Raw genomic sequence first — 13,125 nt, forward strand, 5'->3', positions numbered from 1 at the left:
GAAAGACCGTGGCACGCACTACGCCCATCGAGCGCTACCGCAACTTCGGCATCATGGCTCACATCGACGCCGGCAAGACCACGACCACGGAGCGCATCCTGTTCTACACCGGTGTCAGTCATAAGATTGGCGAGGTGCACGACGGTGCCGCTACGATGGACTGGATGGAGCAGGAGCAGGAGCGCGGCATCACCATCACTTCCGCTGCCACCACGGCATTCTGGAAGGGCATGGATCGTTCGCTGCCCGAGCACCGCTTCAACATCATCGACACCCCGGGACACGTCGACTTCACCATCGAAGTGGAGCGCTCGCTCCGCGTCCTCGACGGTGCGGTGTTCGTGCTCTGCGCCGTGGGTGGCGTGCAGCCGCAGTCCGAAACCGTCTGGCGTCAGGCCAACCGGTACAAGGTGCCGCGCCTTGCGTTCGTCAACAAGATGGACCGCACCGGCGCGAACTTCTACAAGGTCGTCGACCAGCTGAAGGCTCGTCTCGGCGCCAACCCGGTCGAGATGCAGGTCCCGATCGGTGCCGAAGATGGCTTCGAGGGCGTCGTCGACCTCCTCAAGATGAAGTCGATCATCTGGGACATGGAGTCCCAGGGCATGAAGTTCGAGTACCAGGACATCCCGGCGAACCTCCAGGAAAAGGCCGAGTCGGCCCGTACCGCCATGATCGAAGCCGCGGCCGAGGCCACGGAAGAGATGATGGACAAGTACCTGGGCGGCGAAGAGCTGACGGAGGAAGAGATCATCGAGGGCCTGCGCCTGCGCACGCTCAAGAGCGAGATCATCCCGGTGTTCTGCGGCACGGCGTTCAAGAACAAGGGCGTCCAGGCGATGCTCGACGCGGTCGTCAATCTGCTCCCGTCGCCGCTCGACCGTCCGCCGGTCGAAGGCATCGACGAGGACGAAAAGCCGGATACCCGTCCGGCCAAGGACGACGCTCCGTTCTCGGCGCTCGCGTTCAAGATCATGACCGACCCGTTCGTCGGCGCGCTGACGTTCTTCCGTGTCTACTCGGGCACGCTGAATGCCGGTGACCAGGTGTACAACCCGGTCAAGTCGAAGAAGGAGCGCATCGGCCGCATCCTGCAGATGCACGCCAACGAGCGTCACGAACTGAAGGAAGTCCGCGCGGGCGACATCGCCGCCGCGGTCGGCCTGAAGGACGTCACGACCGGCGACACGCTGTGCGCGCAGGATCACATCATCACTCTGGAGCGCATGACGTTCCCGGAGCCGGTGATCTCGATGGCGGTCGAGCCGAAGACCAAGTCGGACCAGGAAAAGATGGGTATCGCCCTCGGCCGTCTGGCCGCGGAAGATCCGTCCTTCCGCGTCAAGACGGATGAAGAGTCGGGCCAGACGATCATCTCGGGCATGGGCGAGCTTCACCTGGACATCCTGGTGGACCGCATGCGTCGCGAGTTCAACGTCGAAGCCAACGTCGGCAAGCCGCAGGTCGCTTACCGCGAGACGATTCAGGATTCGGACGTCAAGTCGGATTACAAGCACGCCAAGCAGTCCGGTGGTAAGGGTCAGTACGGTCACGTCGTGATCGAGCTGTCGCCGATCACCGATGCTGATCGCGCCGATCCGAAGCTGGTCATCAAAGACGACTTCCTGTTCATCAACGACATCACCGGCGGCGTTATCCCGAAGGAATTCATTCCCTCGGTCGAGAAGGGCCTCCGTGAGACGATCACCAGCGGTCCGCTCGCGGGCTTCCCGGTCGTCAACGTCAAGGTGAAGCTGGTCTTCGGTTCGTACCATGACGTCGACTCGTCGGAAATGGCGTTCAAACTCGCCGCATCGATGGCGTTCAAGCAGGGCTTTGCCAAGGCGAAGCCGGTTCTGCTCGAGCCGATCATGAAGGTCGAGGTCGTGACGCCGGAAGACTATGTCGGTGACGTCATGGGCGACATCAGCCGCCGTCGTGGCATGCTGACCGGTCAGGAAGAGACGCCGTCGGGTAAGACCGTCAATGCGATGATTCCGCTCGGCGAAATGTTCGGCTACGCGACCTCGCTGCGTTCGCAGACCCAGGGTCGTGCGACGTTCACGATGGAATTCGATCATTACGAGCCGGCGCCGAAGAATGTCGCCGACGAGGTCATGAAGAAGTCCTGATCGGGCTTCTTCATAAAAACTTTTAACGATTTTTCAGAGGTTTCAGAGTCATGGCAAAGGGTAAGTTCGAGCGTAAGAAGCCGCACGTCAACGTCGGCACCATCGGTCACGTCGACCACGGCAAGACCACGCTGACCGCCGCGCTGACCAAGATCGGCGCCGAGCGTTTCGGTGGCGAGTTCAAGGACTACGGTTCGATCGATGCGGCGCCGGAAGAGAAGGCACGCGGCATCACGATCTCGACCGCGCACGTGGAATACGAGTCGCCGAACCGTCACTACGGTCACGTCGACTGCCCGGGCCACGCTGACTATGTGAAGAACATGATCACGGGTGCGGCGCAGATGGACGGCGCGATCCTGGTGTGCTCGGCCGCTGACGGTCCGATGCCGCAGACCCGCGAGCACATCCTGCTCTCGCGTCAGGTCGGCGTGCCGTACATCGTCGTGTTCCTGAACAAGGCCGACATGGTCGACGACGCCGAGCTGCTCGAGCTGGTCGAGATGGAAGTCCGCGAGCTGCTGTCGAAGTACGAGTTCCCGGGCGACGACACCCCGATCGTTCACGGTTCGGCCCGCCTCGCGCTGGACGGCGACCAGTCGGAAATCGGCGTGCCGTCGATCATCAAGCTGGTCGATGCGCTGGACAGCTGGATTCCGGAGCCGGAGCGCGTGATCGACAAGCCGTTCCTGCTGCCGGTCGAAGACGTGTTCTCGATCTCGGGTCGCGGCACGGTGCTGACCGGTCGCGTCGAGCGCGGCATCGTGAAGGTGGGTGACCCGGCCGAAGTGGTCGGTCTGAAGGACACCCAGCAGACGACGGTCACGGGCGTGGAAATGTTCCGCAAGCTGCTGGACCAGGGTCAGGCCGGTGACAACGTCGGCGTGCTGGTTCGCGGCCTGAAGCGTGAAGACGTCGAGCGCGGCCAGGTGCTGGCTGCTCCGAAGTCGGTCACGCCGCACACCGAGTTCGAGGGTGAGGTGTACATCCTGTCGAAGGACGAGGGTGGCCGTCACACGCCGTTTTTCAGCAACTATCGTCCGCAGTTCTACTTCCGTACCACGGACGTGACCGGTTCGATCAAGCTGCCGGAAGGCGTCGAGATGGTGATGCCGGGCGACAACGTGAAGATCTCGGTGACCCTGGGCTTCCCGATCGCCATGGACGAAGGCCTGCGCTTCGCGATCCGCGAAGGCGGTCGTACCGTCGGCGCCGGCGTCGTCGCCAAGATCAACAAGTAAGAAATCGCCGGGGCAGGGTGACCTGTCCGGCTGTTGAAGAGGCGGGAGCGAAAGCTCCCGCTTTTTTTTGGTTATTTTTTGAGCAGGGGCTTCCTTTTCTCCGGTAGACCGGCTATATTCGCCGAGTTATATCAGCCCTAAGTCCTTCGGGACGGGCTCACCGCGAAATGAGGCGCACGGAATGTGCTTCGAGTTCGCAGGCAAGGATGCCGCATAGAGTGCCAGCCAGGCCAACGGGCGCGAGCTCTGTTGACCGATGTCGTTGTGTATTCTATACTTTTCTGTCTAGGCGGGCCGTTTATACGGCCTGCCTGACTTTTTCGGGTCGTTCCGGGCGGTGCCACACCGTTCCAGTTCGGCCCGTTGCGACACCCGTAAGTCAGTAACAAGGGTTGTGCGGGGTGGCGAGAAGCCATTCCGAATCACAAGAACGTTCTTTCGATAACAGGACACGGTTTTTATGGCGAACCAAAAGATTCGCATCCGGCTCAAGGCGTTCGATCATCGTCTGATCGATCGTTCGGCCAGCGAAATCGTCGAGACGGCCAAGCGCACCGGCGCTACGGTCCTCGGCCCGATCCCGCTGCCGACCAAGATTGAGCGCTACACCATTCTGGTGTCGCCGCACGTCGACAAAGATGCCCGCGACCAGTACGAGACCCGTACGCACAAGCGCGTTCTGGACATCGTCGACCCCAACGACAAGACCGTGGACGCGCTCATGAAGCTCGATCTCGCGGCTGGCGTTGACGTGCAGATCAAGCTCGGCTGAGCGGATAAAAGGATACGAAGATGAGTATCGGACTGGTTGGCCGCAAGTGCGGCATGAGCCGGCTCTTCACCGAAGACGGCCGCTCGATTCCGGTGACGCTGATTGAAGCGACCCCGAATCGTGTGACGCAGGTGAAGACCGAAGAAAACGACGGCTACAGCGCCGTGCAGGTGACGACGGGTGCCAAGCGCGCCTCGCTCCTCACCTCGCCGCTGAAGGGTCACTACGCTAACGCCAAGGTCGAGCCCGGCCGCGGTCTGTGGGAGTTCCGCGTTTCCGCGGAAGACGCAGGCAAGTACGCGATCGGCACCGAGATCAAGGCTGACGACGTGTTCACTGTCGGTCAGACGGTCGACGTCGCCGGCGTGTCGAAGGGTAAGGGTTTCCAGGGCACCATCAAGCGTCACCACTTCAAGATGGGCGACGCCACGCACGGTAACTCGCTGTCGCATCGCGCCCCTGGCTCGATCGGTCAGCGTCAGACGCCGGGCCGCGTGTTCCCTGGTAAGAAGATGTCGGGCCACATGGGCGCGGTCAACCGCACCCAGCAGGGCCTCGAAGTGGTCAAGGTCGATTCCGAGCGTCACCTCATCGCAGTCAAGGGCGCAGTCCCGGGCGCGCCGGGTGGTGATGTCGTGATCCGCCCGACGACCAAGGGCTGAGGAGAGACGCCATGGAACTCAACGTTATTGGCGCCAAGGCGCTCACCGTGTCGGACGACGTGTTCGGCGGCGAGTACAAGAAGGCCCTCGTGCATCAGGTCGTCACCGCCTATCAGGCGGCTGGCCGTGCCGGCACGAAGGCTCAGCTGTCTCGCGGTCAGATGTCCGGTACGACCAAGAAGTTCAAGAAGCAGAAGGGTGGCGGCGCACGCCACGGCGATTACCGCGCCCCGATCTTTGTCGGCGGTGGTGTGACGTTCGCGGCCAAGCCGCGCAGCTTCGAGCAGAAGGTCAACCGCAAGGCTTACCGCGTCGCGATCCGTTCGATCGTCGCCGAACTCAACCGTCAGGATCGCCTGAAGGTCGTGTCCGAGCTGTCGATGGAAGCCCCGAGCACCAAGGGCATGATCGCCAAGCTGGCCGAGCTCGAAGTCAAGGGTCGCGTGCTGCTGGTGTCGGAAGACGCCACTGAAGCGCTGTACCTGTCCGCTCGCAACATTCCGTACATCCACGTCGTCGACGTGCTGGCCCTGAATCCGGTCAGCCTGGTCGGTAGCGACTACGTCGTCATGACGGTGGACGCGGTCAAGAAGGTCGAGGAGTGGCTCGCATGAGCACCGAACGCACGCTTAATACGCTTCGCGCGCCGCACATCTCCGAGAAGTCGGCTCGCCTTGCTGAGAATAACCAGTACGTTTTCGTCGTGGCGCCTGAGGCGACCAAGGCCGATGTCCGTGCAGCGGTGGAACATCTCTTCGACGTCAAAGTCCTGGATGTGAACCTCGTTAACACGAAGGGCAAGGTCAAGTCGTTCCGCTTCCGCACTGGCAACCGCCAGGGCAAGCGTAAGGCCTACGTGCGCCTCGCCGACGGTCATACGATCGACGTGTCGGCCAAGGCCTGAGCCAGGAGTTGAATTGAGATGGCACTGATCACTCACAAGCCGACCTCCCCGGGCCGCCGCGACGCTGTCAGCGTGCGGACCGAAGGTCTGTACAAGGGCGCTCCTTACGCGCCCCTGACCGAATCGCAGTCGAAGACCGGCGGTCGCAACCATTACGGTCGCATCACCACCCGTCATCGCGGCGGCGGTCACAAGCAGGCGTACCGCATCATCGACTTCAAGCGCGACAAGGAAGGCATTGCCGCCGTTGTCGAGCGTCTTGAATACGATCCGAACCGCACCGCGCACATCGCGCTGCTGTGCTACGCCGACGGCGAGCGCCGCTACATCATCGCGCCGAAGGGCGTGGCGGTTGGCGATCGTCTCGTGTCGGGTTCCGACTCCCCGATCAAGCCGGGCAACTGCCTGCCGCTTCGTTCGATCCCGGTCGGTTCCACGATCCACTGCATCGAGATGAAGCCGGGCAAGGGTGCGCAGATCGCACGCTCCGCCGGCGCTTCGGTCCAGCTGGTCGCTCGCGAGCAGGGCTATGCCACGCTGCGTCTTCGCTCCGGCGAAATGCGTCGCGTCCCGGTTGAATGCCGCGCCACCATCGGTGAAGTCGGCAACTCCGAACACAGCCTGCGCAAGCTCGGCAAGGCCGGTAAGAAGCGTTGGGCAGGTATTCGTCCGACCGTCCGCGGCGTCGTCATGAACCCGGTCGACCATCCGCATGGCGGTGGTGAAGGCAAGACCTCCGGTGGCCGTCATCCGGTCTCGCCGTGGGGCACGCCGACCAAGGGCTACAAGACGCGCAACAACAAGCGCACCGAACAGTTCATCGTGCGTCGTCGCAAGTAATTAGGAAACGATCATGCCGCGCTCTCTAAAAAAAGGTCCGTTCGTCGACCTGCACCTCGTGAAAAAGGTGGAAGCCGCCGTTTCCGCCAATAACAAGCGTCCGATCAAGACCTGGTCGCGTCGTTCGATGATCCTGCCGGAGATGGTCGGTCTGACCATCGCCATCCACAACGGCCGCCAGCATGTGCCTGTGTTGATCAACGAGAACATGGTCGGGCACAAGCTCGGCGAGTTCGCGGTGACCCGCACGTACAAGGGCCACGCCGGCGACAAGAAGGGCAAGTGATGAGCACCGAAGCCAAAGCGATCCTGCGCAGCGCCCGCATCTCGGCGCAGAAGGCACGCCTGGTGGCTGACCTGGTCCGCGGTTTGCCCGTGGGCCGAGCCAGCGACGTGCTCGCCTTTACCAACAAGAAGGCCGCTCACCTTGTTCGCAAGGTGCTGCTCTCCGCCGTCGCCAATGCCGAGAACAATCTCGGTGCCGACGTCGACGAGCTGAAGGTCGCACGCATCTTCGTCGACGAAGGTCCGGCGATGAAGCGTATGTACGCCCGCGCCAAAGGCCGCGGTTCGCGCATCCTGAAGCGCACCAGCCACATCACTGTGGTTGTTGGCAACTGACTGGGGTAAGAGACGATGGGTCATAAAGTTCATCCCACCGGTATCCGCCTCGGCATTGCCAAGGACTGGAACTCGAAGTGGTACGCAAACAAGGGTGAGTATGCTGTGTATCTCGCAGCGGACCTGAAGGTCCGTGAGATGCTCCGCAAGAAGCTCGCCGCCGCGGGTATCTCGAAGATCCAGATCGAGCGCCCGGCCAAGACCGCCCGCGTGACGATCCACACCGCCCGTCCGGGCGTGGTGATCGGCAAGAAGGGTGAGGACATCGAGAAGCTGCGTAAGGAAGTCACCGACATGATGGGCGTCCCGACGCACATCAACGTCAGCGAAGTCCGTAAGCCGGAGCTCGATGCCCAGCTCGTCGCTGAATCGATCGCTCAGCAGCTCGAGCGTCGCATCATGTTCCGCCGCGCCATGAAGCGCTCGGTTGGTAACGCGATGCGCCTCGGTGCCCTGGGCATCAAGATCAACGTCTCCGGCCGTCTGAATGGCGCCGAGATCGCTCGCTCCGAGTGGGCCCGTGAAGGTCGCGTTCCGCTGCACACGCTGCGTGCGGACATCGACTACGGCACCGCCGAAGCCAAGACCCAGTACGGCATCATCGGTGTCAAGGTATGGGTCTATAAGGGCGAGATCTTCGATCTGGCGGCAGCTACGGCCGAGTCGAAGGAAGAACAGCAGCCTCAGCAGTCGCGCCGCGACGGTGGTGAAAACCGCCGCGAGCGGACGGCCAAGTAAGGAGCGTTGCCATGTTGCAACCTAAGCGCACTAAGTTCCGCAAGCAGTTCAAGGGCCGCAATGACGGCCTGGCGTTCAACTCCAATCTCGTGAGCTTCGGCGAGTACGGCCTCAAGGCGACGACGCACGGTCAGCTGACCGCACGTCAGATCGAAGCGGCCCGTCGTTGCATCACGCGTTTCGTCAAGCGTGGCGGCAAGCTTTGGATCCGGGTCTTCCCGGACAAGCCGATCACCCGCAAGCCGATCGAAGTTCGAATGGGCGCCGGTAAGGGTAGCGTCGAGTTCTGGGTCGCTCCGATCCAGCCCGGTCGCATGCTTTATGAAATCGAAGGTGTCGACGAGACGACGGCACGCGAAGCGTTCCGTCTGGCCGCAGCAAAGCTGTCCGTCCAGACCCAGTTCGTCTCCAGGGCGGTGATGTAATGGCCAGCAAAGATATCAATCAGAAGTCGGCGGAAGAGCTTAAGCAGGATCTGCTGGACCTTCGCAAGGAGCAGTTCAATCTGCGCATGCAGAAGGGCTCCGGTCAGCTCACTCAGCCGCACCAGCTGCGCCGCGTTCGGCGTGACATCGCCCGCACGAAGTTCGTGCTCGGCGCTAAGAAGTAAGGACGGCGGACATGAGTGATAACACGAAGACGGCGCGCACCCTCACGGGTCGTGTCATCAGCAACAAGATGGACCATACCGTAACGGTTCTGATCGAGCGTCAGGTGCAGCATCCGCTGCTCGGCAAGATCATCCGCCGCTCCACGAAGCTCCACGCACATGACGAGACCGGTGCGAACGAGGGCGACCTGGTGCGGATCGCGGAATGCCGTCCGCTGTCGAAGACCAAACATCACCGCGTGGTCGAAATCGTCACGCGCGCTGAAGTCTAAGGAGAAGAGCAGCCATGATTCAGGTGCAAAGCTCGCTTTCCGCAGCGGACAACAGCGGTGCGAAGGAAATGATGTGCATCAAGGTGCTGGGCGGCTCGAAGCGCCGTTACGCCAGCGTCGGTGATGTGATCAAGGTGACCATCAAGGACGCCATTCCTCGCGGTAAGGTCAAGAAGGGTGAGGTGTACAACGCCGTGGTGGTTCGTACCGCCAAGGGTGTGCGCCGCGCTGACGGTTCCGTTATCCGTTTCGACGGTAACGCGGCCGTCCTCCTCAACAATAAGCTCGAGCCGATCGGCACCCGTATTTTCGGGCCGGTTACCCGCGAGCTGCGCAACGAGAAGTTCATGAAGATCGTCTCGCTCGCGCCCGAAGTGCTCTGAGCGGAGGCCAGACATGAACCGTATCCGCAAGGGTGACAACGTCGTCGTCATCACCGGCAAGAACAAGGGGCAGCGCGGCGACGTGCTGCGCGTCGATGGCGACCGCGTTGTCGTCTCGAACGTCAACCTGGTCAAGCGCCACACCAAGCCGAACCCCCAGGCCAACCAGCCGGGTGGGATCGTCGAGCGTGAGGCCTCGATCCATATCTCCAATGTACAGCTCTTCAACTCCGCCACGAACAAGGGCGAGCGCGCTGGCACCAAGACGCTCGAGGACGGGCGCAAGGTGCGCGTGTTCCGCTCCGGCGAAGTAGTCGACGCGTAAGGAACCGAAGTCATGACCCGTCTTGAAACGTTTTACAAAGAGTCGGTAATGCAGAAGCTCACTGAGCGCTTCGGTTACCAGAATGTGATGCAGGTTCCGCGCATTACGAAGATCACGCTCAACATGGGCGTCGGCGAAGCTGCCGGTAACAAGAAGATCCTCGATAACGCCGTTGCCGACATGACGAAGATCGCCGGTCAGAAGCCGATCACGACGAAGGCCCGCGTGTCGGTCGCTTCGTTCAAGATCCGCGATGGCTGGCCGATCGGTTGCAAGGTCACGCTGCGTCGTGCCCAGATGTGGGAATTCCTGGACCGCCTGATCAACATCTCGCTGCCGCGTACGCGCGACTTCCGTGGTGTCTCGGGCCGTGCCTTCGATGGCCGTGGTAACTACAACTTCGGCGTCAAGGAACAGATCATTTTCCCGGAAATCGACTTCGATCAGGTTGACGCGCTGCGCGGTATGGATATCTCCATCACCACGACCGCGAAGACCGACGAAGAAGCCAAGGCGCTGCTGGAAGCTTTCAGCTTCCCGTTCCGCAACTGATCAACAGGTAGAACATGGCCAAGACCTCGATGGTCGAGCGCGACCTCAAGCGCACCAAGCTCGTCAAGAAGTACGCTGCCAAGCGTGCGGAATACAAGGCGATCGTTCTGAGCGCGACCGCTTCGTACGACGAGAAGATGGAAGCCCAGACGAAGCTGCAGAAGCTTCCCCGTGATGCGAGCCCGTCGCGCCAGCGTAACCGCTGCGCACTGACTGGCCGCCCGCGTGGCGTTTACAGCAAGTTCGGCCTCGGCCGCAACAAGCTCCGCGAAGCCACCATGCGTGGTGACGTCCCGGGTCTGCGCAAGGCTAGCTGGTAAAAAACAGCCTCCGCTCCGGCGGGGGAGGGTGGTCCTGGACAAAACTTGTCCAGGCCGCCTCATGCTGCTATAGTCGTCGGTCTGCGCAATGCAGACCGACGATTTGTCGGCACTACAATTTAAGATTTCCGGTCATACGGATATCGGTACTCTCAAGGGTTTTTCTTATGAGCATGACTGATCCCATCGCCGATCTGTTTACGCGCATCCGCAACGGCCAGGCGTCTGGCAAAGCGGTTGTACGTATGCCGTCGTCGAAAGTGAAGCTGGCCCTGGCCAAGCTTCTTCAGAACGAAGGCTACATCCTCGACGCCCGTACCGCTGACGAAGCGGGCAAGCCGGTCCTCGAGATCAAGCTCAAGTATTTCGAAGGCCGTCCGGCCATTGAAACCATTTCCCGTGTCAGCCGTTCCGGTCTCCGCGTCTACCGCGGCAAGGACGAGCTGCCGAAGGTCCTCGGTGGCCTGGGTATCTCGATCATCTCGACTTCCGCCGGTCTCCTGACCGACGCGCAGGCCCGTTCGAAGGGTCTGGGCGGCGAAGTCATCGGCCAGGTGGCGTAAGGAGTCCCGATATGTCACGCGTAGCCAAGCTCCCCATCACCCTCCCGAAGGGCGTTGAAGTCTCCGTCGCCAATGGCACGGTCTCGGTCAAGGGCCCGAAGGGCACCCTGACGACCCACGAGCTGCCGGGCGTCTCGCTCTCGCAGGACAATGGCGTCCTTACGATCGTTCTGGCCGACGGTGCAGACGACAAGTTCGGCGGCACCGCCCGCGCGATCATCGCCAACATGGTGACTGGCGTGGCCAGCGGCTTCGAGAAGAAGCTCGAGCTCGTCGGCGTCGGTTACCGCGCGCAGCTGGCAGGCAAGGCCGTAAACCTTTCCCTCGGCTTCTCGCACCCGGTCGTGTTCGACGCGCCGGAAGGCATCACCATCGAAGTCCCGACGCAGACGGAAATCCTTATCAAGGGTGCCGACAAGCAGCTCGTGGGCCAGACGGCCGCCAAGATCCGTGCTTTCCGTTCGCCGGAGCCCTACAAGGGCAAGGGCGTTCGCTACGCCGGCGAGAAGATCATCCTGAAGGAAGCCAAGAAGGCCTAATCGGCCTATCCGCTTTCTGGAGACCAGACGATGAACAAGAATACATCCCGCCTGCGCCGCGCCAAGTCGACCCGTGCCCACATCCGTGAGCTCGCCGTCGCCCGCCTGAGCGTGCACCGCACCGGTCAGCACATCTACGCCCAGGTCTTCGCGCCGAACGGCACCGTCGTGGCAGCCGCCTCGACCGTGCAGAGCTCGGTTGCCGAAGGTCTCAAGAGCAAGAAGAACATCGAAGCCGCCACCACGGTGGGCCGCATCGTTGCCGAGCGCGCCCAGGCCGCCGGTATCGAAGCTGTCGCGTTCGACCGCTCGGGTTTCCGCTATCACGGTCGCATCAAGGCTCTGGCCGATGCGGCTCGTGAGGCCGGCCTCAAGTTCTAAGAGGCGTCAGGCCACGGTATCGGTCCTCAGGGGCCGGTGCCGCCCGCTGTAACTACAACTCCAAGCGGCGACCGAGCCGTAAACAGAAGTCCCGGCTAACTACCATGCCGGGCTATCAGGAAAAGAGATGTCCTCGACAGATCGCGAAAATTCGGACGGCATGCTTGAAAAGCTTATCGCCGTCAACCGCGTGGCCAAGACCGTCAAGGGTGGCCGCCAGATGAGCTTCACCGCGCTGACGGTTGTCGGCGATGGCGAAGGCCGCGTCGGTTTTGGTTATGGCAAGGCGCGTGAAGTGCCGGTTGCCATCTCCAAGGCCATGGAGCGCGCCCGCCGCAACATGGTGTCCATCGAACTCAACAACGGCACGCTGTGGTACGCCATCAAGGCCAACCACGGTGCGGCTCGCGTCTACATGCAGCCTGCTTCGCAGGGTACCGGCGTCATCGCCGGCGGCGCCATGCGCGCTGTCCTCGAAGTGGTTGGCGTGAAGGACGTGCTCGCCAAGGCTGTCGGCTCGCGCAACCCGATCAACCTCGTCCGCGCGACGATCAAGGGTCTGCAGGCCGTTGCTTCGCCGAAGCGCATCGCCGCCAAGCGTGGCAAGACGATCGAAGAGGTTCTCGGCAATGGCTAAGAAGAATGAAACCGCCGCTGGCGGTACCGTCCGCGTGCGCCTGGTCAAGGGTCTGCGCGGCGTGCAGGGTCGTCATCGTCTGAGCGTCAAGGCCCTCGGCCTCGGCAAGCTCAACGACGTCCGCGAACTGAAGGATAGCCCGCAGGTCCGTGGCCTTATCAACAAGGTCTACTACCTGGTTCGGGTCGAGGAGTAAGTCATGCGTCTTAACGATCTCAGGCCCGGTAAGGGCGCTCGCAAGACCCGTACCCGCGTCGCTCGCGGTATCGGCTCCGGCCTCGGCAAGACGGCCGGCCGTGGTCACAAGGGTCAGCACGCCCGTGCGGGTAACACGCACCGCGTGGGTTTCGAAGGCGGCCAGATGCCGCTGCAGCGTCGTCTTCCGAAGGTGGGCTTCCGCTCGCTGAAGAAGGCCGACACGCAGCAGGTCATGCTGTACCAGCTCGCCGTCATCGAAGCCGACACGATCGATCTGATCGCTCTCCACGCCGCCGGTCTCGTGACCAGCCGCGCGAAGAAGGTCAAGATTGTCCTGAAGGGTGAAATCAATCGCGCGATCAAGCTCTCGGGCGTGCTTGCGACAGCCGGCGCCAAGGCGGCTATCGAAGCCGCCGGCGGCAGCGTGGAGTAATC

The 13,125-nt window shown here is 62.1% G+C and carries 23 protein-coding genes; all 23 read left to right on the top strand.

The annotated features are described in order from the left end of the window. Window positions 1–8 precede the first annotated feature (8 nt). The 23 genes from fusA to rplO all read left to right on the top strand — a co-directional run bounded on the left by fusA (window position 9) and on the right by rplO (window position 13,123). Complete coding sequence (fusA, locus tag FA85_RS14860) at window positions 9–2,132, top strand: elongation factor G (protein ID WP_036115501.1); 2,124 nt, start codon at window positions 9–11, stop codon at window positions 2,130–2,132. A 50-nt stretch (window positions 2,133–2,182) separates the two neighbouring features. Next, on the top strand, window positions 2,183–3,373 hold the full coding sequence (gene tuf / locus FA85_RS14865; RefSeq protein WP_036115500.1) for an elongation factor Tu: 1,191 nt from the start codon (window positions 2,183–2,185) through the stop codon (window positions 3,371–3,373). Window positions 3,374–3,833: 460 nt separating this feature from the next. Then, window positions 3,834–4,145 carry a 30S ribosomal protein S10 gene (gene rpsJ, locus FA85_RS14870; protein ID WP_014402136.1) on the top strand — a complete coding sequence of 104 codons (312 nt, stop codon included), beginning with the start codon at window positions 3,834–3,836 and terminating at the stop codon, window positions 4,143–4,145. Window positions 4,146–4,165: 20 nt separating this feature from the next. Next, window positions 4,166–4,807 (top strand): 50S ribosomal protein L3, encoded by a 642-nt coding sequence (rplC, locus tag FA85_RS14875; RefSeq protein ID WP_036115493.1) that lies wholly within the window; start codon window positions 4,166–4,168, stop codon window positions 4,805–4,807. 11 nt (window positions 4,808–4,818) lie between these two features. Then, entirely contained in the window at window positions 4,819–5,421 is a 603-nt protein-coding gene (rplD, locus tag FA85_RS14880) for a 50S ribosomal protein L4 (RefSeq protein ID WP_036115490.1), read from the top strand. Continuing rightward, window positions 5,418–5,711: a 50S ribosomal protein L23 gene (gene rplW / locus FA85_RS14885; protein ID WP_036115487.1), complete on the top strand. Its 294-nt coding sequence runs from the start codon at window positions 5,418–5,420 to the stop codon at window positions 5,709–5,711. Before rplD ends, rplW begins: the two co-directional genes overlap by 4 nt. 18 nt (window positions 5,712–5,729) lie before the next feature. Next, entirely contained in the window at window positions 5,730–6,551 is an 822-nt protein-coding gene (gene rplB, locus FA85_RS14890) for a 50S ribosomal protein L2 (RefSeq protein ID WP_036115484.1), read from the top strand. Between the two features lie 13 nt (window positions 6,552–6,564). Continuing rightward, the gene (gene rpsS, locus FA85_RS14895; RefSeq protein WP_029213892.1) at window positions 6,565–6,837 is read left to right on the top strand and encodes a 30S ribosomal protein S19; all 273 of its coding nucleotides are present in this window, start codon (window positions 6,565–6,567) and stop codon (window positions 6,835–6,837) included. Continuing rightward, window positions 6,837–7,172, top strand: coding sequence for a 50S ribosomal protein L22 (gene rplV, locus FA85_RS14900; RefSeq protein WP_036115481.1), 336 nt, complete (start codon window positions 6,837–6,839; stop codon window positions 7,170–7,172). Before rpsS ends, rplV begins: the two co-directional genes overlap by 1 nt. Before the next feature lie 15 nt (window positions 7,173–7,187). Beyond that, window positions 7,188–7,910 carry a 30S ribosomal protein S3 gene (gene rpsC, locus FA85_RS14905; RefSeq protein WP_036115478.1) on the top strand — a complete coding sequence of 241 codons (723 nt, stop codon included), beginning with the start codon at window positions 7,188–7,190 and terminating at the stop codon, window positions 7,908–7,910. An 11-nt stretch (window positions 7,911–7,921) separates the two neighbouring features. Beyond that, entirely contained in the window at window positions 7,922–8,335 is a 414-nt protein-coding gene (gene rplP / locus FA85_RS14910) for a 50S ribosomal protein L16 (protein WP_036115475.1), read from the top strand. After that, window positions 8,335–8,520, top strand: coding sequence for a 50S ribosomal protein L29 (gene rpmC / locus FA85_RS14915; RefSeq protein ID WP_036115473.1), 186 nt, complete (start codon window positions 8,335–8,337; stop codon window positions 8,518–8,520). The genes rplP and rpmC overlap by 1 nt, the downstream gene beginning before the upstream one ends. A gap of 11 nt (window positions 8,521–8,531) precedes the next feature. Next, window positions 8,532–8,792, top strand: coding sequence for a 30S ribosomal protein S17 (gene rpsQ / locus FA85_RS14920; protein ID WP_036115469.1), 261 nt, complete (start codon window positions 8,532–8,534; stop codon window positions 8,790–8,792). Between the two features lie 14 nt (window positions 8,793–8,806). Next, complete coding sequence (rplN, locus tag FA85_RS14925) at window positions 8,807–9,175, top strand: 50S ribosomal protein L14 (RefSeq protein ID WP_036115467.1); 369 nt, start codon at window positions 8,807–8,809, stop codon at window positions 9,173–9,175. A gap of 13 nt (window positions 9,176–9,188) precedes the next feature. Further along, on the top strand, window positions 9,189–9,500 hold the full coding sequence (rplX, locus tag FA85_RS14930) for a 50S ribosomal protein L24 (protein WP_036115464.1): 312 nt from the start codon (window positions 9,189–9,191) through the stop codon (window positions 9,498–9,500). 12 nt (window positions 9,501–9,512) lie between these two features. Next, the gene (rplE, locus tag FA85_RS14935; RefSeq protein ID WP_036115460.1) at window positions 9,513–10,052 is read left to right on the top strand and encodes a 50S ribosomal protein L5; all 540 of its coding nucleotides are present in this window, start codon (window positions 9,513–9,515) and stop codon (window positions 10,050–10,052) included. Window positions 10,053–10,066: 14 nt separating this feature from the next. Beyond that, complete coding sequence (gene rpsN / locus FA85_RS14940) at window positions 10,067–10,372, top strand: 30S ribosomal protein S14 (RefSeq protein WP_036115457.1); 306 nt, start codon at window positions 10,067–10,069, stop codon at window positions 10,370–10,372. A gap of 167 nt (window positions 10,373–10,539) precedes the next feature. Then, complete coding sequence (gene rpsH, locus FA85_RS14945) at window positions 10,540–10,935, top strand: 30S ribosomal protein S8 (RefSeq protein ID WP_036115455.1); 396 nt, start codon at window positions 10,540–10,542, stop codon at window positions 10,933–10,935. 11 nt (window positions 10,936–10,946) lie between these two features. Then, on the top strand, window positions 10,947–11,474 hold the full coding sequence (rplF, locus tag FA85_RS14950) for a 50S ribosomal protein L6 (protein WP_036115453.1): 528 nt from the start codon (window positions 10,947–10,949) through the stop codon (window positions 11,472–11,474). Between the two features lie 30 nt (window positions 11,475–11,504). Next, a complete protein-coding gene (gene rplR, locus FA85_RS14955) occupies window positions 11,505–11,855 on the top strand; it encodes a 50S ribosomal protein L18 (RefSeq protein ID WP_036115451.1) in 351 nt (116 codons plus the stop codon). Between the two features lie 127 nt (window positions 11,856–11,982). After that, window positions 11,983–12,492: a 30S ribosomal protein S5 gene (rpsE, locus tag FA85_RS14960; protein ID WP_029213879.1), complete on the top strand. Its 510-nt coding sequence runs from the start codon at window positions 11,983–11,985 to the stop codon at window positions 12,490–12,492. Further along, window positions 12,485–12,688: a 50S ribosomal protein L30 gene (rpmD, locus tag FA85_RS14965; RefSeq protein ID WP_036115449.1), complete on the top strand. Its 204-nt coding sequence runs from the start codon at window positions 12,485–12,487 to the stop codon at window positions 12,686–12,688. The genes rpsE and rpmD overlap by 8 nt, the downstream gene beginning before the upstream one ends. A 3-nt stretch (window positions 12,689–12,691) precedes the next feature. Further along, on the top strand, window positions 12,692–13,123 hold the full coding sequence (gene rplO / locus FA85_RS14970) for a 50S ribosomal protein L15 (RefSeq protein ID WP_036115445.1): 432 nt from the start codon (window positions 12,692–12,694) through the stop codon (window positions 13,121–13,123). Window positions 13,124–13,125: the final 2 nt, after the last annotated feature.

This window comes from Luteibacter mycovicinus (assembly GCF_000745235.1).
In the GTDB taxonomy this organism is placed as follows: Bacteria; Pseudomonadota; Gammaproteobacteria; order Xanthomonadales; family Rhodanobacteraceae; genus Luteibacter; species Luteibacter mycovicinus.

Bases quoted from the DNA above. Each gene is read 5' to 3' on its own strand.
- tuf (WP_036115500.1), top strand. From the start codon at position 2,183: ATGGCAAAGGGTAAGTTCGAGCGTAAGAAGCCGCACGTCAACGTCGGC.
- rpsJ (WP_014402136.1), top strand. From the start codon at position 3,834: ATGGCGAACCAAAAGATTCGCATCCGGCTCAAGGCGTTCGATCATCGT.
- rplC (WP_036115493.1), top strand. From the start codon at position 4,166: ATGAGTATCGGACTGGTTGGCCGCAAGTGCGGCATGAGCCGGCTCTTC.
- rplD (WP_036115490.1), top strand. From the start codon at position 4,819: ATGGAACTCAACGTTATTGGCGCCAAGGCGCTCACCGTGTCGGACGAC.
- rplW (WP_036115487.1), top strand. From the start codon at position 5,418: ATGAGCACCGAACGCACGCTTAATACGCTTCGCGCGCCGCACATCTCC.
- rplB (WP_036115484.1), top strand. From the start codon at position 5,730: ATGGCACTGATCACTCACAAGCCGACCTCCCCGGGCCGCCGCGACGCT.
- rpsS (WP_029213892.1), top strand. From the start codon at position 6,565: ATGCCGCGCTCTCTAAAAAAAGGTCCGTTCGTCGACCTGCACCTCGTG.
- rplV (WP_036115481.1), top strand. From the start codon at position 6,837: ATGAGCACCGAAGCCAAAGCGATCCTGCGCAGCGCCCGCATCTCGGCG.
- rpsC (WP_036115478.1), top strand. From the start codon at position 7,188: ATGGGTCATAAAGTTCATCCCACCGGTATCCGCCTCGGCATTGCCAAG.
- rplP (WP_036115475.1), top strand. From the start codon at position 7,922: ATGTTGCAACCTAAGCGCACTAAGTTCCGCAAGCAGTTCAAGGGCCGC.
- rpmC (WP_036115473.1), top strand. From the start codon at position 8,335: ATGGCCAGCAAAGATATCAATCAGAAGTCGGCGGAAGAGCTTAAGCAG.
- rpsQ (WP_036115469.1), top strand. From the start codon at position 8,532: ATGAGTGATAACACGAAGACGGCGCGCACCCTCACGGGTCGTGTCATC.
- rplN (WP_036115467.1), top strand. From the start codon at position 8,807: ATGATTCAGGTGCAAAGCTCGCTTTCCGCAGCGGACAACAGCGGTGCG.
- rplX (WP_036115464.1), top strand. From the start codon at position 9,189: ATGAACCGTATCCGCAAGGGTGACAACGTCGTCGTCATCACCGGCAAG.
- rplE (WP_036115460.1), top strand. From the start codon at position 9,513: ATGACCCGTCTTGAAACGTTTTACAAAGAGTCGGTAATGCAGAAGCTC.
- rpsN (WP_036115457.1), top strand. From the start codon at position 10,067: ATGGCCAAGACCTCGATGGTCGAGCGCGACCTCAAGCGCACCAAGCTC.
- rpsH (WP_036115455.1), top strand. From the start codon at position 10,540: ATGAGCATGACTGATCCCATCGCCGATCTGTTTACGCGCATCCGCAAC.
- rplF (WP_036115453.1), top strand. From the start codon at position 10,947: ATGTCACGCGTAGCCAAGCTCCCCATCACCCTCCCGAAGGGCGTTGAA.
- rplR (WP_036115451.1), top strand. From the start codon at position 11,505: ATGAACAAGAATACATCCCGCCTGCGCCGCGCCAAGTCGACCCGTGCC.
- rpsE (WP_029213879.1), top strand. From the start codon at position 11,983: ATGTCCTCGACAGATCGCGAAAATTCGGACGGCATGCTTGAAAAGCTT.
- rpmD (WP_036115449.1), top strand. From the start codon at position 12,485: ATGGCTAAGAAGAATGAAACCGCCGCTGGCGGTACCGTCCGCGTGCGC.
- rplO (WP_036115445.1), top strand. From the start codon at position 12,692: ATGCGTCTTAACGATCTCAGGCCCGGTAAGGGCGCTCGCAAGACCCGT.